This window comes from Xanthomonas sp. CFBP 8152 (genome assembly GCF_014199025.1).
GTDB lineage: Bacteria > Pseudomonadota > Gammaproteobacteria > Xanthomonadales > Xanthomonadaceae > Xanthomonas > Xanthomonas arboricola_B.
Genome location: NZ_JACHNO010000001.1, coordinates 927,346 through 950,622, shown reverse-complemented (window position 1 = coordinate 950,622; position 23,277 = coordinate 927,346). Strand labels below are relative to the sequence as shown.

Below are 23,277 nucleotides of genomic sequence, written 5' to 3'. Positions count from 1 at the left end.
GGGGCCATTGCGATCGTTATCGCTCGCCGGAAGCCGGCGCGCGGCGCAGCCATGCAAGATGCCCTGCCATGGTGTGATTGCAGTCACTGTCTGCAGATCGCCAAACAGGGCGATACGTCCAACGGCCGCGCCCGCCGATGCAGTCGCATGACAGCGCTGTACGTCCCCACCACATGCCGCCATGTACCGTTTGACGCTGGTTCCGACGGAGATCGCGATGCGACAGCTTGCCTGCACTCTCGCCCTGGCCCTGGCCTGCGGCCCCCTGTTGGCGCAGGAAACCAGCTACGGCCCGCGCCTGGAAGGCTTCGACTACCCGTATCCGGTCAAGACCTTTGCGTTCACCTCGCAACGGCAGACGCTGGAAATGGCCTACCTGGATGTCGCGCCCACCGGCAAACCCAACGGGCGCACTGCCGTGCTGTTGCATGGCAAGAACTTCTGCGCTGCTACCTGGGAGCAGACCATCGCGGCCTTGAGCACCGCCGGCTATCGCGTCATCGCGCCTGACCAGGTGGGCTTCTGCAAGTCCAGCAAGCCGGCCGCCTATCAGTTTTCCTTCGCGCAGCTGGCCAACAACACGCAGGCACTGCTGAAAAAATTGGGCATCGAACGTGCGGTGGTGGTCGGCCATTCGATGGGGGGCATGCTCGCCATCCGTTACGCGCTGATGTATCCGCAGTCCACCGATCACCTGGCCTTGGTGGACCCAATCGGCCTGGAAGACTGGAAGGCCGAAGGCATCCCTTGGCGCAGCGTCGACGCCTGGTACGACAATGAACTGAAGATCAGTTTCGAGCGCATCAAGAAGTATCAGATGGAGGTCTACTACGCCGGCCAATGGAAGCCCGAGTTCGAACGCTGGGCGCGCATGCAGGCCGGCATGTCGCTGGGCAGAGGTAGGCAGGCAGTTGCCTGGAACCAGGCGCTGACCTACGACATGGTGTTCAACCAGCCAGTGGTCTACGAACTGCCCAAACTTGCCGTGCCGACCACATTGTTCATCGGCCTCAAGGACCGCACCGCGATCGGCAAGGACACCGCACCGCCCGAGGTCAAGGCACGTGTCGGCGATTACACCACGCTAGGCAAGCGTGCGGCCGAGGCGATTCCGAACGCCAAGCTCGTCGAATTCGCCGACCTCGGACATTCGCCGCAGGTGCAGGACCCGACACGTTTCAATGCCGCGTTATTGAAGGCGCTTGCGCAGTAAGCAGAGCCGGTCCTCTCCACTTCCCCAACCCGCTACCCAGCCACAATCCGCAACACGTCATCCAGCAACGCCGCCGCCGTCACCTCGGCACCCGCGCCCGGTCCCTGTATCAGCAATGGCTGCTGGCGATAGCGATCGCTGCTGATGGCGACACGGTTATCGGTGCCGGCGCCGCCGGCCAGCGGGTGATCCAGCGCCAACTCGCGCAAGCCGACGCTGGCACCATGCGCATCCACGCGGCCGACAAAGCGCAGGCAACGCCCTGCGGCACGTGCCTGCTGCCAGCGCGCGCCGACCACCGCATCCAGCACGCCCAGCTGCGCATCCAGGGTATCGAGCGGCACCCGCGCAATGCTCGCGGGCACCAGCGATTCCACATGCACCTGTTCGGCTTCCAGTTGCCACCCAGCCGTACGCGCCAGGATCAGCAGTTTGCGCCGCACGTCCTCGCCCGACAGATCGATACGCGGATCCGGCTCGGTATAGCCGGCCGCCATCGCCTCACGCACGCAATCTGAAAACGCGCCATTGCCGTCGTAGCGATGAAACAGCCATGCCAGCGATCCGGACAACACGCCTTCGATCGAATGGATATGGTCGCCGCCTGCCACCAGCGCGCGCACGCTGCTCAGTACCGGCAGCCCCGCCCCGACGGTGGCGCTATCGCCGTAATGCGCACCGCTGGCGTGACGCGCCGCGTGCAAGGCCTGCGCCCGCGACAACGCGGTGCCCTGGCCCAGCTTGTTGGCAGTCACCACATGCACGCCGCGCAGTAGCCATTCCACATGCCAATCGGCGACGACATCGCTGGCGGTCGCATCCACCAGCACATCCCCGACACGCAAGGCGGTGGTCTCCGCCCAGGGTTGCAGCACGGTCTGGCCGCGCGGCGCAGCATTGGCCTGTTGCAGGGCCTGGGCGGCGCTGGTGCCGCAATCGTGGGCAATGCGCGAATTGGCCAACCAGTCGAAGCGCGGCAACTGCAGCTGGCGCTCCTGCAGCGCGGTGTAGCGCGCCACGAACGCGCGTCCCACCGTTCCGGTGCCCAGCAAGGCCAGCCGCGGTGTCGGCGCCACCGCTACCGCCGAAGCGCGGCGCGAAACAGGCAGCACAGTGCTCACGCGTCGACCTGTTTGCGGCTTGCGCTGGTCAGTGTCGCCTCCGCACGCGCCAGACCGGCGCGCAGATCGATCAACAGATCCTCTGCCGATTCGATACCGATCGACAGCCGCAGCAAGCCATCGGAAATGCCGGCGGCAGCGCGTGCTTCGGCAGTCATCGCCGCATGCGTCATCGAGGCCGGATGCGCGATCAGGCTTTCCACACCACCCAGCGACTCGGCCAGGGTGAAGTAACGCAGACCATCGACAAAGGCGCGCACTGCGGCTTCGCCACCATCGAGCTCGAAACTCATCATCGCGCCGAAACCCTTCTGCTGGCGCGCCGCCAGCGCATGACCCGGATGCGCGGCCAGGCCCGGGAAATACACTTGATTGACCACCGCATGCCCGTCCAGCAATTCGGCGATCGTATCGGCGTTTTCCTGATGCACGCGCAGGCGCGCATCCAGCGTGCGCAGACCACGCAAAGTGAGGAAGGCATCGAACGGCGAACCGGTCAGGCCCAGTGCGTTGGCCCACCACACCAGCTGTTGATGCAGTTCGGCATCGCGCGCGACCACCGCACCGCCCACCACATCGCTGTGGCCGTTGATGTACTTGGTGGTGGAATGCAGCACAAGATCCGCACCGAACTCCAGCGGCTTCTGCAGCGCCGGCGACAGGAAGGTGTTGTCCACCACGGTCAACGCGCCGACCTTCTTCGCCGCCTCGATGACGAAGCGCAGATCGGTGATGCGCAGCAACGGATTGGACGGGGTTTCGATCAGCACCAGCTTGGGCGACTGTGACAACGCATCGGCCAGCGAACGCGGGTCGGTGAGGTCGGCGGTGATCAGCGCGAAGTGGCCTTTCTTGGCCAGCGCGTTGAACAGGCGCCAGCTGCCGCCGTAGGCATCGTGTGGCACCACCAGGGTGTCGCCCGGCTGCAGCAGCGCATTGAGCACCAGGTTGATCGCGCCCATGCCGGTGGAGGTGATCACCCCGCCGGCGCCGCCTTCCAGCTCGGCCAGCGCTTCACCAAGCAGATCGCGGGTCGGGTTGCCGCTGCGGGTGTAGTCGTACTGGCGCTTGTTGCCGAAACCATCGAAGGAGAAGTTCGACGACAGCACGATCGGCGGCGTCACCGCGCCATAGGCAGTGTCGCGATCGATGCCGGCGCGGACGGCGGCGGTGGCGGCAGTACAGGGGGCGTCGGCAGGGTCACGAAAGCTCATGCGGTTTCTCCGGTGATGCGAAGGGCAGTGGCGAGGATCGCGTCGATGCGATCGATTTCTTTCAGGAAGGCGTCGTGGCCATAGGGCGAGCGCAGCACGCGCAGACTGCCGCGCGGCCCCAGGCCTTCGACCAGGCTGACCAGGTCGGCCAGCGGCACCAGGCGGTCGCCCTCCACCGCAACGACGACGGTGGGCACGCGTACCTGCGCCGGGTCGATGCGGTGCAGGTCGATGGATTCGGACAGCCGCAAGTAGGCGGTCACCGGGGTGCGCGCGACATACTGCGCGCCCGCGGCATCCAGATAGTCTTCGGCGGCCACGCGCACGCGGCCATTGATCACTTCCGGCGGCGCGTCGAAGCGCTCGCTGAATTCTTCCGGGGTGCGGTAGCTGAGCATGGCGAACTGTCGTGCCAGCGCCAGCCCATGGTTTTCGGCGCATTGCAGCTGACCCAGCGCCACCGCGCGGCGCTGCAGTGCACGCCAGGCGGCGGCATACGGATGCGCGCGATGCGCGCCGCTGACCGCAATCAAGGTGCCGACGCGGGTGGCATGGCGGGTCGCGAACTGCAAGCCGACCAGCGCACCGTACGAGTAGCCGACAAAGCCGTGCAGACGCGCGATCCCCAGCGCATCCAGCAATGCGGCAATCGCATCGGCCTGGTCGGCGGTATCGATCGGCGCATCCAGCGTGCCGTCGGCGCCGAGGAAATCGAATGCCAACAGACGACGCGATGCCGGATCCAGCGCGCGGCCGGCACCGACCAGACCATCCACCCAGCCCTTCTCGGGGAACAGGTCGCTGGCGGCCAGATGGCGATGTGCGGAAATCCCGCCGGCCACGAACACCACCGGCGCATTGGCGGCGCCGATCAGTTCATAGCGCAGCCGCAGCTCGCGCATGCCGGCATGGCGCATCGGCAGGGCAATGACAAGCTCACCGCGCACGGCGATCAAGCCGTCGTCGGTGGCGGCGGGCGTATCGGCGTATTCGGTCGGTGATGGCGATGCTGTATTCACGAGGCTCATGGCGATATCCGGGGTGGATCGGCCATCGAGCTTCGCGGGAGCTCGCGTTCGACGTGCACAAGGCACGATTCGAACCATCTTTCGGCGGACACGACGTCCCCGCAGGATTTGGCACCAAACGCGGGCGCTTGCGCGCTCCGCTGGCTGCCCCGGCATCAAAGGGCCTGTCCCTCCGCCGGTCTCGATGGTGAGGCTAAGATGCCACCGCTTTTCTGCGATGTCAATCTCTTCATGCGGATGGAAAGATATATTTTCATCCGATACCACCCCTGCCTGCGATGGACCGCATACTTGATGTCCCTCCGTTCGAGCCGATCGCGTGCCCCACCACGTGTCTCGCGGCGCCCTGCCCGCCCTCGCCTGGCATTTTTTCATTGCGTTCCTGGCGTGCATCGCACCCGCCAACGCGCAGCAACGCTGGCATTGGCCAGGTGCCGCAGACACGCCTGCGCGCTCGCCAGCAGGCGCAGTTGCGCAGACGGCGCCCGCATCGCCCGGCACCGGCCCGGCGCTGCAGCTGGAGTGGCAGGCCCCGGCCTATCTGGCATGGGTGAACAACCCGCTAGCCGGACCCGCACAGGTGCAGCTGAGCGCACCGCCCAGCGAGGATTACCGCGCCGTGCCGCAGTTGCCGCTGACGGTGCAACTGGCTGCGCACCAGCGCCGCCTGCTCGCCCGGCTGTATCCGGCCAGCAACCAGCGCAGCCTGGGCGGGCTTGGACTCAAGCTCGACGTGGTGCCCGGCGATCCGCAGGCCCGCCCGCAGCAGCAAGTGCGCTACCAGCTCCCGTTTCGCGATGCGCCGATACAAGTGGACCAGGGTTTTGGCGGGGCCTTCAGCCATACCGATGCGCCCAACTGGTACGCGGTGGACTTCGCGCTGCCGCAAGGCACCCCGGTGCTGGCGGCGCGCGAGGGCGTGGTGATGGAGGTACGGCGCGACGTCATCGAAGGCGGCCCGCACGACCAGGCGGCCGGCGGCGGCAACCTGGTGCGGGTGCTGCACGCCGACGGGAGCATGGCCATTTATGCCCACCTGGCGCCCGATGGCGTGGCGGTACGCCCCGGCCAGGTGATGCGCATCGGCGAGCGCCTGGGTGCTTCGGGCAGCACCGGCTTCAGCACCGCCCCGCACCTGCATTTTTCGCTCCAGCGCAATGCGGACATGCGCCTGATCTCATTGCCGTTCCGGATGCTGGGCCCGCAGGGCGAGTTGCAGTTCCCCTCGCCGGCACCGTAAGTGACGGCGCCCGGAAGCGCCCAGCTGCCGACATCGGGCCACCCGGCCAGCGCCACAAAGGCCCGCCGCGGCGAAGCCGCTATAATCGCCGGCTTCCTCAGTTTCCGCGGGCGCCCGACCGGGCGCGCTCAACCCATGTCCGACGTCTCCAACGAAGCCGCGCGCCGCCGCACCTTCGCCATCATTTCCCACCCCGATGCGGGCAAGACCACGCTGACCGAAAAGCTGCTGCTGTTCGGCGGTGCGATCCAGATGGCCGGCTCGGTGAAGGGCCGCAAGGCCGCCCGTCACGCCACCTCGGACTGGATGGCGCTGGAAAAGGAACGCGGCATCTCGGTCACCTCCTCGGTGATGCAGTTCCCGTACGAGGGCAAGATCGTCAATCTGCTCGACACCCCCGGCCACGCCGACTTCGGCGAGGACACCTATCGGGTGCTGACCGCGGTGGACTCGGCGCTGATGGTCATCGACGTCGCCAAGGGCGTGGAAGAACGCACCATCAAGCTGATGGAAGTCTGCCGCCTGCGCGACACCCCCATCATGACCTTCATCAACAAGCTCGATCGCGAGGGCAAGAACCCGATCGATCTGCTGGATGAAGTCGAAACCGTGCTGGGCATCCAGTGCGCGCCGGTGACCTGGCCCATCGGCATGGGCCAGCGCCTGAAGGGCGTGGTGCACCTGATCACCGGCGAGGTGCATCTGTACGAACAGGGGCGTAACTTCACCCGTCAGGATTCGACCATCTTCCCGTCGCTGGATGCGCCTGGACTGGCCGAAAAGATCGGCGCGCAGATGCTGGCCGAGCTGCGCGACGAGCTGGAACTGGTGCAAGGCGCCAGCAATCCGTTCGACCTGCAGGCCTACCGCGCCGGCCAGCAGACCCCGGTGTTCTTTGGCTCTGGCGTCAACAACTTCGGCGTGCAACCGCTGCTGGATTTCTTCATCGAGCACGCACCGCCGCCGCAGGCACGCGACACCACCGGCCGCCGGGTCGAGGCGACCGAAGCCAAGCTCAGCGGCTTCGTCTTCAAGATCCAAGCCAACATGGACCCGCAGCATCGTGACCGCGTGGCCTTCATGCGCGTGTGCTCGGGCAAGTTCACTGCCGGCATGAAGGCACTGCACGTGCGCAGCGGCAAGGACGTCAAGCTGGCCAACGCGCTGACCTTCATGGCCTCCGACCGCGAGATCGCCGCCGAAGCCTGGCCGGGTGACGTGATCGGTATCCACAACCACGGCACCATCTCCATCGGCGACACCTTCACCGAAGGCGAAGCGCTGTCGTTCACCGGCATTCCCAACTTCGCGCCGGAGTTGTTCCGTCGTGCGCGCCTGCGCGACCCGCTCAAGCTCAAGCAGCTGCAAAAGGGCCTGGCACAGCTCTCCGAAGAAGGCGCCACGCAGTTCTTCCGCCCGTTGATGAGCAACGATCTCATTTTGGGTGCGGTGGGCGTGCTGCAGTTCGACGTGGTGGCTTACCGGCTCAAGGACGAATACGGCGTGGACGCGATCTTCGAGCCGGTCAGCGTCACCACCGCACGCTGGGTGCATTGCGACAACGCCAAGAAGCTGGAGGAGTTCCGCGAGAAGAACGCCGGCAATCTGGGCATCGACGCGGCCGGCCAGCTGGTCTATCTCGCTCCGACACGCGTGAATCTGCAGCTGGCGCAGGAACGCGCGCCGGACGTGCGCTTCTCGGCAACGCGCGAACACGCGCATGCCAAGGCGATCGATTGACCGCGGCTTGAACCGATGCATGCAACCGCACCCGCCGGCAATGCGAATTGCTCGCAATTGCGGTACCTTTTTGGCATGAACGCAGACGCCTCTCCCTCGACCGACCTGTGCGACGAGATAGCCAGCGCCGTCACCCACGGCCTGGGTGCCATTGCTGCATTGGCCGGTGGCTCGGTGCTGATCACGCTGGCCGCCGTCTATGGCGACGGCTGGCAACTGGCCACCTCCATCGTCTTCAGCGCCACCCTGGTCTTGCTGTACGTCGCCTCCACGCTGTTTCATGCCATCCCGCATCCCGGCGCCAAGGCGCGCCTGCAGATACTCGATCACTGCGCGATCTATCTGTTGATCGCCGGTACCTATACCCCGTTTACGCTGATCAATCTGCGCGACTCCTGGGGCTGGGGCCTGTTTGCCGCCATCTGGACGATCGCCGCTGCCGGCGTGGTCTTCAAGTTGTTCTTCACCGGTCGTTTCCGGCTGCTGTCGACAGTGCTGTATCTGGCGATGGGCTGGCTGATCGTCGTAGCGATCCAGCCGTTGCTGCGCTCGGTCGATACCTGGTCTCTGTGCTGGCTGTTGGCCGGCGGACTCTTCTATACGCTGGGCACGTACTTCTACCAGCGCGACACCCAGCGCTATTTCCACGCGATCTGGCATTTGTTCGTGCTGGCCGGCAGCGCTTGCCACTTCGTTGCGGTGATTGCGCAAGTGATGTGAAGCGCGATCTGCAGCGCGTTCGCGCGCCGTGCACGAGCCATCGCCAACCATGGCCGGCGTGAACATCGTGACCGACACCTCAGCTGCACCACCTTCCCCCACGCCACGTCGCCGACGCTGGCTGGTCGGGCTTGCCATCGTCGCCGCTATCGTGGTGATCTTCGTGCTGCTATTCCAGTGGAACTGGCTACGCGGCCCGGTCGAGCGCGTGGTCAGCGCCAAGACCGGCCGCGAATTCCATCTCGGTTATCTGGATGTGAAGCTGGGCCGCACGACCACCGTGCGCGGCAATCGGCTGAGCCTGGCGAATGCAGCATGGTCCAAGCGCGGGCCGATGGCCGAGCTCAACTCGGCGGAGATCGATGTCGAGTTGTGGCCGCTGCTGCGCGGCAAGGTGCGTCTGCCGGAAATCCGCCTGGATCAGCCGACCGTCCTGCTGGAAGCCGGCGACGATACCCATCCGGGCAACTGGGTATTCGATCAGGACGATGGCGATGGCAAGATGCCCCGCCTCGGCCGCCTGCTGGTGAACGACGGGCGCCTGCAATACATCGATGCAGCCAATCGCTCTAACGTGGATGTGGCGATCAACAGCCTTGCACCACCGAGCAGCGACCAACGTGCAGCGCCGATCGGCATCGACGGCAAGGGCCGCTGGAAGGGCTATCCCTTTACGCTCAAGGGCAACACCGCCTCGCCGCTGGAGCTGAGCCAGAGCGAGCACCCGTTCCGTATCGATCTGCGCGGCAGCGCCGGCGCTACCCGCACGCACGTGCGCGGCACCTTGACCAACCCGTTCCAGTTTCAGGTGTTCGAGCTGCAAATGGCGCTCAGTGGCCAGGATATGCAGGACCTGTACCCGCTGACCGGTGTGGCCATGCCGTCGACACCGCCCTACAAGCTCGATGGTCACCTGCGCCGCAACGGCCAGCTCTGGCGCTACGAGAAGTTCACCGGTACCGCCGGCGACAGCGATCTGTCTGGCACTGCAGAAGTGGACCTGCGCAACAAGCGTCCGTTCCTGCGTGCCGATCTGGCATCCAAACGCCTGGATTTCGACGATCTGGCAGGATTCGTCGGCGCGCCACCGAAAACCGGCGCGAACGAGTCGGCAAACGCCGAACAGAAAAAACAGGCGGCGCAGCTCGCAGCCAGTGCGCGCGTACTGCCACACACCCCTTACGACTTGTCAAAGCTGCGCGCGATGGATGCGCAGGTACGCTGGCGTGCGCAACGCATCAATGCGCCATCGTGGCCGCTGGATGACATGGATGCCTCGCTGACATTGAAGGACGGCCTGCTGCAGCTGGACCCGCTGAACTTCGGCGTTGCCGGTGGCGATATTCGCTCCACCATCCGCATGGACGCGCGCAAGGAGGTGATCACCACGCAGCTCAAGGCAGGCCTTCGCGGCATTCGGCTGGATCAGCTCTTCCCCGATACCGCACTCGCAAAGCAGGCCTCGGGCGCCATTGGTGGCGAATTCGACCTGCGTGGCCGCGGCAACTCGATCGGCGCGATGCTCGGCACCGCCGACGGCACGATCGGCGTCGGCATGGGTCGCGGTCATGTCGGCAATCTGATCATGGAACTGGCCGGACTGGACATCGCCGAGTCGCTGAAATATCTGTTCACCAAGGACCGTCAAATTCCGGTGCGCTGCATCTTCGGCGACTTCGGTGTGCAGGACGGGCTGATGCAATCGCGCGCGTTGGCCTTCGACAGCACCGACACCATCATCATTGGCGAAGGCAGCATCAGCCTGAAGGACGAGACGCTGGACCTGCTGCTGCGCCCACGTCCGAAAGACCGCAGCATCCTGAGCCTGCGCTCGCCGTTGCGGATTGGCGGCAGCTTCAAGGACCCGACCTTCCGTCCCGACTTCAAGGCATTGGGCCTGCGCGGCGCGCTTGCGGTTGGCCTGGGCATGATCGCCCCACCTGCCGCCTTGCTCGCAACCTTCGAACCGGGTCCCGGCAAGGACAGCGACTGCGGCGGCAAGTTCGCGAAGTAAGTGCACTACATCACTTTGGGCGGCCGGTAAACCTGTCGAACGCTGTAGCGATAATGGCAAGGCGGTAACCGCATGCACTTTCTCTGACTGGTGCAGTGATCCCGAAACCTGCAGTGATGGCCGGGATCAAAAGCAGCTGATCAGACCGCAGTCCTCCGAAGACCGCACGGCATGCACTGCTTGCACCATGCAAACAGACCCTCTCGACTGGTCCTTGGCCGCCCACCGTCGCGGGCCCTTACGCGGCATGGATGCCGCGTAAGCGCCTACAAGGATGTACTTGCGGCATGTCCCGCGATGGTGGGCGGCCAAGGGCCGTGCGACCAGGCCGCAGATCAAACGCTTCAAAAATGATCTATCTGCCCGCCAGACTCCTCAAGTTATTCCGACCAGGAGCGCGGTTCAAAACAAGATGCACGGAAATTAGCCAGCGCTGCTCTAGCTGGCGATGTACCGCTGCAGTTGATCGATATCGCGCTGCTGGTTCTCGATCACCGCCTTGACCAGATCGCCGATGGACACCACGCCCTGCACGCGGCCGCTGTCGACCACCGGCAGATGCCGGAAGCGTCCGTCGGTCATCAACTGCATGCAGCGCTCCAGCGTGTCCGACGGCGACACGGTCACCACCTGGGCACTCATGATTTCGGCAACGCTGGTGGTCGATGAGGCGCGATCGCGCAGCACCACCTTGCGCGCGTAATCGCGCTCGGACACGATGCCGACCAGGCGTGGCCCGTCCATCACCAGCACCGCGCCGATGCCTTTCTCGGCCATCAGGCGGATCGCCTCGATCACTGCGGCATCTGCCGCGACCGCGAATACCTCAACCTGTTTGGTCCCCAACAGCTGTCGTACGGTCTGCATGGCCCGCTCCGCGCTTGGTCTGGTGGTCGCAGACTACTCCCACCGCGCCACGGTGGGTATCGACCAGGTACAGCGGACGCTGCTTGGCTTCGTCATACAAGCGGCCCAGGTACTCGCCAATCAGGCCCAGGGCGATCAGCTGGATGCCGCCCAGGAACAGGATCACCGACATCATGGTCGGCCAGCCGGCCACCGGGTCGCCCATCAGCGCCGCCTTGACCACCACCCAGCCACCGAACAGGAATGCCACCAGCGCGGTGAGCAAGCCCAGATAGGTCGCCACGCGCAGCGGCACGGTGGAAAAACTGGTGATGCCATCCAGCGCGAAGTTCCACAGCCGCCACACCGTGAATTTGCTGCGCCCCGACAACCGCGGCGCACGCCGGTACGGCAGCGCTACCTGACGAAACCCGACCCAGCCGAACAGCCCCTTCATGAAACGGTGGCGCTCGCGCAGCTGCTGCAAGGCTTCCACCACCCGCGGCGACAACAGCCTGAAATCCCCGGTATCGGCCGGAATCGGCGTACGCGACAACTGCCGGATGACCCGATAGAACGCATGCGCCGCACTGCGCTTCAACCAGCTCTCGCCCTCGCGAAAGATCCGCGTGCCGAAGACGTTGTCGTAACCGGCACGCCACAGCGCGACGAACTCGGGGATCAACTCCGGCGGGTCCTGTCCATCGGCATCGAGCAGCACCACCGCACCGGACAGCACATGGTCCAGGCCGGCAGAAATGGCCACTTCCTTGCCGAAGTTACGCGACAGCCGCACCGCACTCACCTGCACATCGGCATCGGCAAGTGCCTGCAACACGCTCCAGGTGCCATCGCTGCTGCCATCGTCGACATACAGCACATGCGTCTGCACTCCACTCAGGCCCGCCAGCACTGCGCACAGGCGCGGATGCAGCAGCGGAATGCTGGTCTCCTCGTTATAGGCTGCAATCACCACCGTCAGGCGGTCTGCGACCACCGGCAGCTGCGCGGGGCCGGACGTGCGCATGCTCACGGCGCCTGCAGATACGCGGGGCCGCCTAGCTGGCGCGCCTGCCGCTGGATCCATGCCGTCCGCCGTTGCACAAAGGCGCCGGGGCGACGGGCGTCATAACGGCGTGGCGAGGGCAGCACCGCCGCCAGACGCGCCGCCTCGGTCGGCGACAACCCGGCCGCGTCCTTGCCCCAGAACTGCCGGGCAGCCGCCTGCGCGCCGTACACCCCGTCGCCGAACTCGGCCACGTTGAGATACATCTCCAGAATGCGCTGCTTCGGCCACAGCAGCTCGATCAGCACCGTGTACCAGGCCTCCAGGCCCTTGCGCACCCAACTGCGGCCTTGCCACAGGAACACGTTCTTGGCGACCTGCTGACTGATCGTGCTGGCCCCGCGCACGCGCCCACCGCGCGCATTGTGATCGCGCGCCTTTTCAATCGCCCGCAGGTCGAAGCCGTGATGCACCGGAAACTGCTGATCCTCCGCAGCCACCACCGAAATCGGCAGGCTGGCGGCGATCCTGTCGTAGTCGCGCCATTGCTGGTGCAGCGAAAAATCCCAATCGCGCTCGCCCCAGGCTTCCAGATAGCGCCCGACCATCATGCTGCTGATCGGCGGATCGATCACCCGCAGCACCAGCACCTGCAGCACGCTCGCGGCGGCAAACAGCAGCGGTGCTGCCAACAGCCAACGTAGCCAGCGCCGCGCGCGCCGCGGTGGCGCCCCCTGCTTGCCATCCAATGCATCCGTCCCCATTGTTCGCTACGACCTTTCATCCCGATGCTCGTTGCATTATCCGGCAACCGGCGTCCCTTACGTTCGATGTACCCATGACCGATCACGATCAGCTTTCCCGTTTCCTGCTGCCTGCTGCCGGCGTGCGCGGCGTCCATGTCCGCCTGACCCAGGCCTGGCATGACATCCAGGGCGCCGCCGACTACCCGCCCGCCGCCCGCCAGTTGCTTGGCGAGGCCGCCGTGGCCGCCGCCTTGTTCACCGGACACACCAAGGTCGATGGGCGTTTGTCGGTGCAACTGCGCGGCAATCAGACGCTACGCACCCTGTTTGCCGAATGCACCGCGGCCGGCACCTTGCGCGGCATCGTGCAGCTGGCCGACGGCGCCGATGCCCCCACCGACCTGCGCGAACTGGGCGAGGCCGCGCTGCTGGCGATCACCATCGAAAACCCCGGCCTGGACCCACGCGAACCGCAGCGCTACCAGAGCCTGGTCGGCATGCAGGCGCCGGATCTGGCCGAAGCCTTCGAAACCTATTTCCAGCAGTCCGAGCAGTTGCCAACCCGGCTGCTGCTGGCCGCGGGTCCGGACCAGGCCGCCGGCCTGCTGTTGCAAAAGCTGCCCGGCGACGAAGGCGACAACGATGGCTGGACCCGCATCGGCGCGCTGTTCGACACCCTGGGCGCCCCGGAATTGCTCTCGGTCGCCAGCGAGGACCTGCTGCACCGGTTGTTCCACGATGAAGACACCCAATTGCTGGGCAGCAAGCCGCTCAGCTTCGGTTGTTCCTGCTCGCGCGAGCGGGTCGCCTCGATGCTGCACTCCCTGGGCGAAGACGAGGCGCGCGCCGCTGCCGAGGCGACCGGCGAGGTCGAGGTTCGCTGCGAGTTCTGCGGGCGTGAGTATCACTTTCCGTTGACCGCGCTGGACGTACTTTTCAACGAGGCGCCGCCGTCGCTGGACGCGCCGGAAAGGTTGCAATAGATAGCGTCCGCGCCGCATTCCGGGGAACGCGGCTACTTGTTAAATAATCATAAACGCCCTAGCATTCTCGTTGCCCGCTCTCGGGAACTTAACAACTGCCCCTGGGTCTGAACTCTGGTATGCGCCACCTTCTTCGCCTCCCGCTTGCTTTGCTGGTTGCTCTCGCGGCAACCACGGGCGTGCACGCGCAGTCGGCATCCCAGCAGTCGCGTGAGAGCACCATCCTGCCGGTTTGGAACAAGGGCAGCGGCAAGGTGGAAGCCTTCCTCTACCTGGAACCCACCGGCGAGCAGAAGGCGGGCGCACGCTGGCACTTCGGCCGCAACTCGCTGGATGCAGCCTTCGGCCTGACCTCCGGCGATTCGCTGGGGCTGATCTGCAACAGCAGCCGCGGGACCAACATCAACGGGCTCGCCAGCCACTGTCTGCTCGCAGGCATCGGCGATGACGAAGAAGACAGCGCCACTGCATCGCGCCGTGTCTCGGCGACCCTGGGCTTCAACCGCGCTGGCGCCCGCGCCGGCGTCACCGCTGGCACCGGCCGCGACACCCTGCCGGCCTGGTTGATCGGCGCCGGCAAGGCGCCGCTGACCCGCGTCGAACAGAACGACCTGACCGTGTTCGGGCAGAAGAACATCGGTCGCGAAGGCTTCGTCTCGATCGGCGGCACCTATGCGCGCGCGCGCTTGGTGCCGCTGGCCGACGTTTCGCCGGCGATCGCCGACCAGTGGGACAGCAAGACCTTGAGCGTCGGCGGCGGCTACGGCGCCTTCAGCGCCAACGTCATCGGCCGCGTCGTCGACGTCCCAGGTCAACCGGAAAAGTGGGAAGGCCTGGGCCTGGGTCTGACCTGGCGCACCCCCTGGAGCGGCCAGTTGACGGTCGGGGCAGAGAACGTCATTTCCCGTGGCAAGAACCCGTTTGCGCCGAGCAACGAGAGCAACAGCGACGGTACGATCCCGTACGTCCGATACGAGCAAGACCTCTAAATCATTGGTTTTAAATGATTTTATCTGACGCCATCGGTTCGTAGCCGGTGGCGTTTCGCGTTTTGAGCCTATGCCTGTGGCCGCCTTTCACGGCTTTCTTCTTTTTTGTTAACGGGACTTTAATTTCTCGCATAACGCATATACCATCGGTTCACCCTGACGTTTTGGATCCGCTTTTTTCGGACCCCCCGACAGGCAAACAACCCTTGGCAGTACCCAAGATCACTTGGAGAGAGAGCTAATGAATTGCAAGTCCAACAAGCTGCGCGATGCAGTCGTCCTCGCGCTTGTCGTGGGCGTCGGCGGTACCGGTACCGCCATCGCTCAGGAAGCCGGCACCACCAACCTCGACAAGATCGAAGTGACCGGTTCGCGCATCAAGCGCGCGGACGTTGAAACGTCGCAGCCGGTTTTCAGCATGAGCCGTCAGCAGATCGAATCGCAGGGCCTGACCTCGATTGGCGACGTGATCCAGAACATCAGCTCCGGCGGTTCGGCGCTCAATAGCAATGTCAACAACGGCGGCAACGGCGAAACCCGCGTCAACCTGCGTAACCTCGGCTCCAACCGCACCCTGGTGCTGGTCAATGGCCGCCGATGGGTCGGCGGCACCGGCCTGGGCGGCGCAGTCGACCTCAACACGATTCCGACTGCTGCCGTCGAGCGCATCGAAGTCCTGAAGGATGGCGCCTCCACGATCTACGGCTCCGACGCCATTTCCGGCGTGGTCAACATCATTTTGCGTCAGAACTTCGATGGCGCCGAAGCGAATGCGTATTTCGGCCAGTACGACAAGGGCGACGGCAGCCGTGAGTCCTACGACTTCACGATCGGCTCCACTGGCGATCGTTGGCACGCCACGTTGGGCGTCGGCTATGTCAAGGAAGAGCCAGTCTGGGCAGGCGATCGCGAAATCTCGTCGGTCCCGGTGTTCGGCGCCGTCGCCGGTACCGGCAACAGCACAACGATTCCTGGCGGTCGCTTCGGCATCTTCGGACCGACCGGCACCAGCGCCACCGGCACACCCACCTTTGGCGCAACGCGCTTCAATGGAACGCCTGGGTTCTCCATCACCAACGACGGCGGTACGACCTCGCGCAACTACACTGCAGCCGACAGCTACAACTTTGCGCCGGCCAACTATCTGGTGACCCCGCAGGAGCGCAAGTCGGTATTCGCCGACGCTGGCCTGTCGATCACGGACAATGTGCGCTTCAAGACCACGGTGACCTACAACGAGCGCGAGTCGAGCCAGATCCTGGCACCGATGCCGGTCGTTCTTGGTCGCTCCGCGCCCGGCACCAACGGCGCAGATATCGTTATTTCGGCAAATAACATCTACAACAATACCGGCCGCGATATCGACTACATCCAGTACCGTGCCGAAGAGACCGGCGGTCGCATCTTCACCCAGAACGTCAAGACGTTCGGGTTCAGCGGTGCATTCGAGGGTGATTTCGAAGTCGGCCAGCGCTTCTTCAACTGGGAAGCCGGTATGTTCTACGGCAAGAATGACCAGACAGATCGCACTACCGGCCTGTTCAATATTTCTGCCCTGCGTAACGCGCTTGGCCCGTCGTTCGTCGACGCTGGCGGCGTGGCACGCTGCGGTACCGCAGCCAGCACGATCGACGGCTGCGTGCCGATGAATATGTTGAGCGGCCCGGGCTCGTTGACCCCGGAAATGCTCGGTTACGCTGGCTTCAATGCACATGACCTCTATGGGTACGAGCAGAAGACCTATTTCGGCAACATCGGCGGCGAGCTGTTTGACCTGCAGGGAGGTGCATTTGCATTCTCCTTTGGTGCTGAACACCGCGAAGAGTCGGGCTTTGACGATCCGGACGCGCTGATCAACTCCGGTGACACCACTGGCAACGCACGTACTGCGACAAACGGCGGCTACAAGCTGGACGAAGCCTACCTCGAACTTGCCGTACCTCTGCTGGCTGACCTGCCGGGCGCACAGTTGCTGGACTTCAGTCTGGCCACGCGGTATTCGGACTACAGCAACTTCGGCGACACCACCAACAGCAAGTTTGGTTTCCGCTGGAAGCCGATCACCGACTTGATGATCCGTGGTAACTGGTCGCAGGGTTTTCGCGCACCGTCGATCAACGAGCTGTTCCAGGGCGTAAGCGATACCTTCGAAGACGTGCGTGATCCGTGCGCTGGCTCCTTCAGCGATGGCTCTGTCAACGGAACGCGTCCGGGTTCGTGCGGCGCGGTGCCGGCCTACGCTCAGGCCAACCCGCAGGTGCGTACCGCCACTGGCGGCAACCCGAACCTGCAGCCGGAAACGTCGACGTCCAAGACTTTGGGCTTTGTGTTCAGCCCGAGCTGGGTCACTGGCCTGGATATCTCGCTGGACTGGTGGAACATCGAGATCGAAGATGCAATCGACACGCAGACCGTGCAGGAGACTCTAGACAGCTGCTATTTGGCAGGTATCGCCAATGCTTGCTCGCTGATTCAGCGCGAACCTACTGGCGAAGTGTCGAATCTGCTGGCAGTGCCGAACAACATTGCGAAAATCGAGGCTGAAGGTTACGACCTGACCGTGGGCTATCGCCTGCCGGACACCGCATGGGGCAGCTTCAGCGTGGTGTGGGACTCGACCTACATGAGCAAGTTCGTGGTCGAGAAGCCGCTGCAGGACCCGGAAACCCGCGTTGGCTTGTACCGTGGCGGCTCGGCCCGTGACAACAACTGGCGCATCCGCTCCAACCTGATGCTCAATTGGGAATTGGGCGACGTCGGTGGCTCGGCATCCATGCGCTACTACAGCTCGCAGGTCGAAAACTGCACGGGCGCCAATGTGGCGACTCCGGCAAACGTGGCACTGCTGTGCTCGGATCCGGATCGTGTGACTGCTGCTGGTGCAGCGCCGCGCAACCACGTTCCCAGCGTGACCTACACCGATCTGGCGGCGTACTGGAAGGCGCCGTGGAACGCACGGGTTACCGTTGGCGTGAACAATGCGTTTGACCGTGATCCGCCGCAGGCAGCGACTGCCTTTGCGAACAGCTTTGACTCGCAGTACGAAATTCCGGGTCGCTTCTACTACATGCGTTACACCCAGAAGTTCTGATATCGGCTGCTCATGTAATACGTAACCAAAAAACCGCGACTCGAAGGAGTCGCGGTTTTTCTTTACCTGACGATCAGGAATCAATCCATGCCGGGCGCCTGAGACCCTACCCCGGAATCAAGGTCTGGATCACATGCTCGACGTAGGCTTCGAAATCTTCGCGGGCTTGCTTGGGTTGCTGCAGTTGCAGCGAGAGCTGCAGGAAGCCGACGTAGGCGGCATAGGCCAGGCGCGCGCGGTGCTGGGCGTCGGTGCGGCTCAGGCCGGCCTGGCGGAACGAAGCGATCAGGTAGTCGAGACGGCGCTGCGAGACACGGTCGATGACCGGGCGCACGGCCGGGTGGTCCAGTGCCTTGAGCAATTCGCTGTAGATCACATGCGGTTTGACTTCGTGCGCGACCAGTTGGAACAGCGCGCGCAAGCGTGCGCTAGGGTCCGGGACGTCTTCCAGGCTGCCGAACACTTCCTTCTGTTCGAAGATCTCCCAACGTTCGAGGGCTGCCTGCAACAACGCATCGCGCGAGGGGAAATGCCAGTAGAAGCTGCCCTTGGTCACGCCGAGACGGCGTGCCAGTGGCTCGACCGCGACGGCGCCCACCCCTTGTTCTGCGATCAGGTCCAGTGCGGCCTGTGCCCAATCGTCCGCGCTGAGGCGATTGCCGCGACCGGACGTGGCGCGGGGTGTGGTGAGGCTTGGGTCGGTAATGTCATTCATTGACGCGATTTAACCATACGCTTGAGTCAGTTGCAGTATGCATCACAAAAAGGACATACAAATGCCACGATTCAATGGCTTAACCGTCCATACCAGGCAGTATTGACAGCAGCCAGGGCAGGTCCATACCATGAGGTATGGTCACATCCTCTCCTAGCCTCGCCCACAGTGCGTCTGCCAGTCGCATCGACGCTGGCGAGACATCGCTTGCCGTGTCGGTGCGAGGTGCTGACCAAGCGGCGACGGTGCTGCTGGCACACGGGTTCGGACAGAACCGGCATGCGTGGGGAAGCACCGCGGCTCGATTGGCCGATGCCGGCTACCGAGCGTTGGCCTACGATGCGCGCGGTCATGGCGATTCCGGTTTCAACGACCCAGGCCTGCCCTACTCGTCCACCCAATTCACTGATGACTTGATTGTGCTGGCAGGCGAGCAGGCCGAGCCGCCGGTGTTGGTCGCCGCATCGATGGGTGGCTTGTTCGGCCTGCTTGCGGAGGCGCGCTGGCCAGGTCTGTTTCGCGCGATCGTGCTGGTCGACATCACGCCCCGCTGGGATACTGCCGGCGTGGAGCGCATCCTGCGTTTCATGACCGCGCATCCGGATGGCTTTGCATCGCTGGATGCCGCTGCCGACGCAATTGCCGCGTATATGCCGCAGCGCCCGCGCAAGACGGCCGAGCAGTTGCAGGCCTTGTTGAGGCGGCGCGCAGACGGTCGCTGGCACTGGCATTGGGATCCGCGGCTGGTCGACGAACTGGCGGGACAGGATCCGCACGCACAGCAGCAGACCTTGCTGCACGCCGCCGCGCAGGTGCGTTGCCCGATGCTGCTGATCAGCGGCGGGCGCAGCGACCTGGTCACGCCGGACAATATCAACGAATTCCTGTCGATCGCGCCGCATGCGCAGCACGTGCATTTGCCCGATGCCACGCACATGCTGGCCGGCGACGACAACACCACGTTTACCGCAACCGTGTTGCATTATCTGGACGCACTGCCCCCGGTTGGCACCATCGCAGCGTCCAACATTACCGAGCATGTCACTGGAGCAAGACCATGAGCATCGTTGCACCGTTCCTCCTCGTCATCCTGGCGGCGGGCATCGCTGCCTATCACCGCATGCGTCTTGCCACCTGGGTTGCGCTGAGCGCCTGTGTGCTGGTGGCCTGCTGGTTGCTGGGTGCCAATCTCACCGCAACCATCGTCGCTGCCGTGCTGGTGGTACTGATCTCGGCGCCGGTACTGTTGCCGTTCCTGCGCAAGCCACTGCTGACCACGCCGCTGATGGGCTTCTTCCGCAAGGTGCTGCCGCCGCTGTCGCAGACCGAACGCATCGCGCTGGAAACCGGTTCGGTGGGCTTTGAAGGCGAGCTGTTCACCGGCGACCCGGATTGGCAGAAGTTGCTCAACTACCCCAAGCCCCAACTGAGCGCCGAAGAGCAGGCCTTTCTCGACGGCCCGGTCGAAGAGCTGTGCAAGATGGTCAACGATTGGGAGATCACCCACGTCCACGCCGACCTGCCACCGGGGCTGTGGGAGTACATCAAGAAGAACAAGTTCTTCGGCATGATCATTCCCAAGCAGTACGGCGGCCTGGGCTTCAGTGCGCTGGCGCATCACAAGGTGATCCAGAAGCTGTCCTCGATCTCCAGCGTGGTCAGCTCCACCGTCGGCGTGCCCAACTCGCTCGGGCCGGGTGAGCTGCTGCTGCATTACGGCACGCCGGAACAGAAAGACTATTACCTGCCGCGTCTGGCGGTCGGCGCCGAGGTGCCGTGTTTCGGTCTGACCGGCCCGTTCGCCGGCTCCGATGCGACCTCGATCCCCGACTACGGCATCGTCTGCAAGGGCGAGTGGAATGGCGCCAACGTCCTCGGCGTCAAACTCACCTTCGACAAACGCTACATCACCCTGGCGCCGGTGGCCTCGTTGATCGGCCTGGCGTTCCGCGCCTACGACCCGGATGGCCTGATCGGCGACAAGAAGGACATCGGCATCACCCTGGCACTGCTGCCGCGCGAGACCCCCGGCGTGGAAATCGGTCGTCGCCATTTCCCGCTCAATTCGCCGTTCCAGAACGGCCCGATCCATGGCGAGGAAGTGTTCATCCCGCTGAGCCAGCTGATCGGCGGCGTGGAGATGGTCGGCAAGGGCTGGAACATGCTCAACGAGTGTCTGGCGGTGGGCCGCTCGATCACCCTGCCCTCCACGGCCAGCGGCGGCGGCAAGTACGCCGCAGTGGTGACCGGCGCGTATGCGCGCATCCGCAAGCAATTCGGCCTGTCGATCGGCCGCTTCGAGGGCGTGGAAGAAGCGCTCGCGCGGATCGGCGGCAAGGCATATGCGATCAGCGCGTTGTCGCAGGCCACCGCTGCGGCGGTGGACCGTGGCGACGTGCCGTCGGTGCCATCGGCGATCGCCAAGTATCACTGCACCACCATGGGCCGCGAAGTGGTCAGCGACATGATGGATGTGATCGGCGGCAAGGGCATCATCCTGGGGCCGCGCAACTTCGCCGGCCGCGCCTGGCAGGCGGCGCCGATCGGCGTGACCGTGGAAGGCGCCAACATCATGACCCGCAGCCTGCTGATCTTCGGCCAGGGCGCGATCCTGTGCCATCCGTGGGTGATGAAGGAGATGCAGGCGGCGCAGGATCCGGATACGCGGCGTGGCCTGGAAGAGTTCGACCAGAGCCTGTTCGGGCATATCCGTTTCGGTATCTCCAACGCAGTGCGTTCGTTCTGGTTCGGGCTGACCGGTGCGCGCATCGGTGCAGCGCCGGGCGACGCGTACACGCGGCGTTTCTTCCGCAAGCTGGACCGTTATTCCGCCAACCTGGCGCTGATGGCCGACGTATCGATGCTGATGCTCGGCGGCAAGCTCAAGTTCAAGGAATCGCTGTCCGGCCGTCTGGGCGACGTGCTGAGCCATATCTACCTGACCAGCGCGATGCTCAAGCGCTATCACGACGAGGGCGCGCCGGCGACCGACCAGCCGCTGCTGGCCTGGGCTTTTCATGACAGCGTGCATAAGATCGAAACCGCGCTGTCCGCGGCGTTGCGCAACTTCCCGATCCGTCCGGTGGGTTGGTTGATGTGGGTGTTGATCTTCCCGCTGGGCCGTCGTGCCGAAGCACCGGGTGACCGCCTGGGACATCGTGTGGCATCGATCCTGATGACGCCGAACGAAGCGCGCGACCGTCTGGGCCAGGGTGTGTTCCTGACCCCGTGCGCCAACAATCCGGGCGGACGTATCGCCAGCTATCTGGCCAAGGCCGTGCTGGCCGAGCCGGTGGAGCGCAAGTTCCTCAAGGCGCTCAAGACCAAGGGCATCGAAGCGCTGGGCTTCACCGCGCAGTTGGACGAGGCCGTGGCCGAAGGCGTGATCACCGGCGACGAGCGCAGGCAGCTGGAGGAGTTGCGCGAGATGATGATGGACACCATCACCGTTGACGACTTCGATCCGCACGAGCTGCGCGCGGCCAGCTACTACGACAAGCCGCAGGCCCAGCAACCGCGCGAAGCGGCGTAAGGCTCAGGGCGAGGTAACAGCAGATAACGGCGGGCTTCGGCCCGCCGTTGTCGTTTGTGGAGACTGGCTGTGGTGGAGGCCGAGCATTTCGCAACTGCACTGCCTGCCGTCAGCGTCTTCGACCAGTTCCCAGCAACTGCAATCCCGGTGGGCTGTCTGGTAAGAGCGGGCTTGCCCGCGATGAAGCTCCACCGGTAACGCCTCATCGCGGGCAGGCCCGCTCCTACAGACAGCGAGCAAGCCGCCTCAGCGCGGCAACCACAGCAACGCCAGGGCAATCAGCGCGGGCAAGGCCTGTACGAAAAAGATGCGGCGGTTGACGCTGTAGGCGCCGTAGCCGCCTGCCACGACGACACAGCCCAGAAAGAAGCTGAGCACATCGGTGCGGGCCTGGAGCGCGCCCCAGAACAGGCCCGCGGCCAGGAAACCGTTGTACAGGCCCTGGTTGGCCGCCAGCACGCGTGTGGCCTGCGCCTTCTCGAGGGTATTGCGGAAGGTCTTCAAGCCCAGCGGCCGCGTCCACAGCACCATCTCCAACACCAGGATGTAGACGTGCAGCAGAGCGACGCACAGACCGGCGGCGATGGCAAACAGGGACATGGCGGATCGGCGTGGTGGATGTAACGGTCAGCATAGCTGCGATTGCGGTCCTGTTGTTCAGAGCAGGCGATGGAACCCATCGCGCCAGCGGTGCATGGCGATGTACGGGACCTGCACGATCGGAGCGTCGCGATTGCCGGAATCGGCGGCGTCTCCCGCGGACGTGTCCCGCGGTGGTTGGTGGGCGGGCACAGATGCTGCAGCCGAGTTGCAGATCAAGCGCTCTACAACTGATCTATTTGCTCGCCACGCTCGCCCGAAGGCAAACGCGGCTAGTTCTCAAACAGCGGCATCGCTTAGGTGCAGCCCAATGCCAAGGTCAAAAGCTCAGTGAGTCGAGCGCGCGGTGCCCTAAGTTGCTTCATTGAAATCCTGCTGCTTACTGCTCGGCTTGTCTTGGCAACTGATTGGGCATGCTGCAAACAATGCCTGTCATGCCCTGCTTGCCTGTGCACACCGACCATCTCGACTGGTCCTTG

General features: G+C 64.4%; 18 protein-coding genes and 1 riboswitch. Of the genes, 10 read left to right on the top strand and 8 right to left on the bottom strand.

What is annotated here, in order from left to right; genetic code table 11:
* Positions 1–217 precede the first annotated feature (217 nt).
* The gene (locus tag FHT09_RS03880) at positions 218–1,213 is read left to right on the top strand and encodes an alpha/beta hydrolase (protein WP_104605754.1); all 996 of its coding nucleotides are present in this window, start codon (positions 218–220) and stop codon (positions 1,211–1,213) included.
* A 32-nt stretch (positions 1,214–1,245) separates the two neighbouring features.
* On the opposite strand, the gene FHT09_RS03875 is transcribed toward FHT09_RS03880, so the two are convergent.
* From FHT09_RS03875 to FHT09_RS03865, 3 genes are read right to left on the bottom strand one after another with little or no spacing between them, the layout of a single operon-like run.
* A complete protein-coding gene (locus tag FHT09_RS03875; protein WP_181141265.1) occupies positions 1,246–2,334 on the bottom strand; it encodes a homoserine dehydrogenase in 1,089 nt (362 codons plus the stop codon).
* Complete coding sequence (locus tag FHT09_RS03870; protein WP_104605619.1) at positions 2,331–3,548, bottom strand: O-succinylhomoserine (thiol)-lyase; 1,218 nt, start codon at positions 3,546–3,548, stop codon at positions 2,331–2,333. Before FHT09_RS03870 ends, FHT09_RS03875 begins: the two co-directional genes overlap by 4 nt.
* Positions 3,545–4,576 (bottom strand): homoserine O-succinyltransferase, encoded by a 1,032-nt coding sequence (locus tag FHT09_RS03865; RefSeq protein WP_053054152.1) that lies wholly within the window; start codon positions 4,574–4,576, stop codon positions 3,545–3,547. The genes FHT09_RS03870 and FHT09_RS03865 overlap by 4 nt, the downstream gene beginning before the upstream one ends.
* A 71-nt stretch (positions 4,577–4,647) precedes the next feature.
* A riboswitch (SAM riboswitch) is annotated at positions 4,648–4,767 on the bottom strand.
* Between the two features lie 128 nt (positions 4,768–4,895).
* Here FHT09_RS03865 and FHT09_RS03860 point away from each other — a divergent pair.
* From FHT09_RS03860 to FHT09_RS03845, 4 genes are all read left to right on the top strand, one after another.
* Positions 4,896–5,816, top strand: a complete 921-nt coding sequence (locus FHT09_RS03860) for a M23 family metallopeptidase (RefSeq protein ID WP_080995375.1) — start codon at positions 4,896–4,898, stop codon at positions 5,814–5,816.
* Positions 5,817–5,951: 135 nt separating this feature from the next.
* Positions 5,952–7,556: a peptide chain release factor 3 gene (locus tag FHT09_RS03855; protein ID WP_039519673.1), complete on the top strand. Its 1,605-nt coding sequence runs from the start codon at positions 5,952–5,954 to the stop codon at positions 7,554–7,556.
* A 75-nt stretch (positions 7,557–7,631) separates the two neighbouring features.
* The gene (locus FHT09_RS03850) at positions 7,632–8,276 is read left to right on the top strand and encodes a hemolysin III family protein (protein ID WP_104605756.1); all 645 of its coding nucleotides are present in this window, start codon (positions 7,632–7,634) and stop codon (positions 8,274–8,276) included.
* A 49-nt stretch (positions 8,277–8,325) separates the two neighbouring features.
* Positions 8,326–10,290 carry an AsmA family protein gene (locus FHT09_RS03845; protein WP_181141266.1) on the top strand — a complete coding sequence of 655 codons (1,965 nt, stop codon included), beginning with the start codon at positions 8,326–8,328 and terminating at the stop codon, positions 10,288–10,290.
* 438 nt (positions 10,291–10,728) lie between these two features.
* Here FHT09_RS03845 and FHT09_RS03840 read toward each other — a convergent pair whose 3' ends face one another.
* The 3 genes from FHT09_RS03840 to mtgA are packed head-to-tail and all read right to left on the bottom strand — an operon-like array spanning position 10,729 to position 12,906.
* Positions 10,729–11,157: a CBS domain-containing protein gene (locus tag FHT09_RS03840; protein WP_104536001.1), complete on the bottom strand. Its 429-nt coding sequence runs from the start codon at positions 11,155–11,157 to the stop codon at positions 10,729–10,731.
* Positions 11,117–12,163 (bottom strand): glycosyltransferase family 2 protein, encoded by a 1,047-nt coding sequence (locus tag FHT09_RS03835; protein WP_104605621.1) that lies wholly within the window; start codon positions 12,161–12,163, stop codon positions 11,117–11,119. The genes FHT09_RS03840 and FHT09_RS03835 overlap by 41 nt, the downstream gene beginning before the upstream one ends.
* A 2-nt stretch (positions 12,164–12,165) precedes the next feature.
* Positions 12,166–12,906: a monofunctional biosynthetic peptidoglycan transglycosylase gene (gene mtgA / locus FHT09_RS03830; RefSeq protein ID WP_104605623.1), complete on the bottom strand. Its 741-nt coding sequence runs from the start codon at positions 12,904–12,906 to the stop codon at positions 12,166–12,168.
* Between the two features lie 74 nt (positions 12,907–12,980).
* Here mtgA and FHT09_RS03825 point away from each other — a divergent pair, with 74 nt between their 5' ends.
* The 3 genes from FHT09_RS03825 (at position 12,981) to FHT09_RS03815 (ending at position 17,951) form a co-directional block, all read left to right on the top strand.
* A complete protein-coding gene (locus FHT09_RS03825) occupies positions 12,981–13,871 on the top strand; it encodes an Hsp33 family molecular chaperone HslO (protein WP_104605625.1) in 891 nt (296 codons plus the stop codon).
* Positions 13,872–14,023: 152 nt separating this feature from the next.
* Positions 14,024–14,860 carry a hypothetical protein gene (locus FHT09_RS03820; protein WP_181141274.1) on the top strand — a complete coding sequence of 279 codons (837 nt, stop codon included), beginning with the start codon at positions 14,024–14,026 and terminating at the stop codon, positions 14,858–14,860.
* Between the two features lie 241 nt (positions 14,861–15,101).
* Complete coding sequence (locus tag FHT09_RS03815) at positions 15,102–17,951, top strand: TonB-dependent receptor (RefSeq protein ID WP_104605629.1); 2,850 nt, start codon at positions 15,102–15,104, stop codon at positions 17,949–17,951.
* A 106-nt stretch (positions 17,952–18,057) separates the two neighbouring features.
* Here the strand turns inward: FHT09_RS03815 and FHT09_RS03810 are convergent, their stop codons facing one another.
* Positions 18,058–18,666 carry a TetR/AcrR family transcriptional regulator gene (locus tag FHT09_RS03810; RefSeq protein ID WP_016902764.1) on the bottom strand — a complete coding sequence of 203 codons (609 nt, stop codon included), beginning with the start codon at positions 18,664–18,666 and terminating at the stop codon, positions 18,058–18,060.
* Positions 18,667–18,803: 137 nt separating this feature from the next.
* Here FHT09_RS03810 and FHT09_RS03805 point away from each other — a divergent pair, with 137 nt between their 5' ends.
* Both FHT09_RS03805 and FHT09_RS03800 read left to right on the top strand, forming a co-directional pair.
* Positions 18,804–19,727 carry an alpha/beta hydrolase gene (locus FHT09_RS03805; protein WP_181141267.1) on the top strand — a complete coding sequence of 308 codons (924 nt, stop codon included), beginning with the start codon at positions 18,804–18,806 and terminating at the stop codon, positions 19,725–19,727.
* Positions 19,724–22,198: an acyl-CoA dehydrogenase gene (locus FHT09_RS03800; protein WP_104605631.1), complete on the top strand. Its 2,475-nt coding sequence runs from the start codon at positions 19,724–19,726 to the stop codon at positions 22,196–22,198. The genes FHT09_RS03805 and FHT09_RS03800 overlap by 4 nt, the downstream gene beginning before the upstream one ends.
* Before the next feature lie 246 nt (positions 22,199–22,444).
* On the opposite strand, the gene FHT09_RS03795 is transcribed toward FHT09_RS03800, so the two are convergent.
* A complete protein-coding gene (locus FHT09_RS03795) occupies positions 22,445–22,798 on the bottom strand; it encodes a DUF1304 domain-containing protein (RefSeq protein ID WP_104605633.1) in 354 nt (117 codons plus the stop codon).
* Between the last annotated feature and the right edge of the window lie 479 nt (positions 22,799–23,277).

Coding starts and splice junctions, on each gene's coding strand:
- FHT09_RS03880 (WP_104605754.1), top strand. CDS start 218: ATGCGACAGCTTGCCTGCACTCTCGCCCTGGCCCTGGCCTGCGGCCCC.
- FHT09_RS03845 (WP_181141266.1), top strand. CDS start 8,326: ATGGCCGGCGTGAACATCGTGACCGACACCTCAGCTGCACCACCTTCC.
- FHT09_RS03850 (WP_104605756.1), top strand. CDS start 7,632: ATGAACGCAGACGCCTCTCCCTCGACCGACCTGTGCGACGAGATAGCC.
- FHT09_RS03815 (WP_104605629.1), top strand. CDS start 15,102: ATGAATTGCAAGTCCAACAAGCTGCGCGATGCAGTCGTCCTCGCGCTT.
- FHT09_RS03800 (WP_104605631.1), top strand. CDS start 19,724: ATGAGCATCGTTGCACCGTTCCTCCTCGTCATCCTGGCGGCGGGCATC.
- FHT09_RS03795 (WP_104605633.1), bottom strand. CDS start 22,798: ATGTCCCTGTTTGCCATCGCCGCCGGTCTGTGCGTCGCTCTGCTGCAC.
- FHT09_RS03855 (WP_039519673.1), top strand. CDS start 5,952: ATGTCCGACGTCTCCAACGAAGCCGCGCGCCGCCGCACCTTCGCCATC.
- FHT09_RS03805 (WP_181141267.1), top strand. CDS start 18,804: ATGGTCACATCCTCTCCTAGCCTCGCCCACAGTGCGTCTGCCAGTCGC.
- FHT09_RS03835 (WP_104605621.1), bottom strand. CDS start 12,163: ATGCGCACGTCCGGCCCCGCGCAGCTGCCGGTGGTCGCAGACCGCCTG.
- FHT09_RS03870 (WP_104605619.1), bottom strand. CDS start 3,548: ATGAGCTTTCGTGACCCTGCCGACGCCCCCTGTACTGCCGCCACCGCC.
- FHT09_RS03810 (WP_016902764.1), bottom strand. CDS start 18,666: ATGAATGACATTACCGACCCAAGCCTCACCACACCCCGCGCCACGTCC.
- FHT09_RS03865 (WP_053054152.1), bottom strand. CDS start 4,576: ATGAGCCTCGTGAATACAGCATCGCCATCACCGACCGAATACGCCGAT.
- FHT09_RS03825 (WP_104605625.1), top strand. CDS start 12,981: ATGACCGATCACGATCAGCTTTCCCGTTTCCTGCTGCCTGCTGCCGGC.
- FHT09_RS03840 (WP_104536001.1), bottom strand. CDS start 11,157: ATGCAGACCGTACGACAGCTGTTGGGGACCAAACAGGTTGAGGTATTC.
- mtgA (WP_104605623.1), bottom strand. CDS start 12,906: ATGGGGACGGATGCATTGGATGGCAAGCAGGGGGCGCCACCGCGGCGC.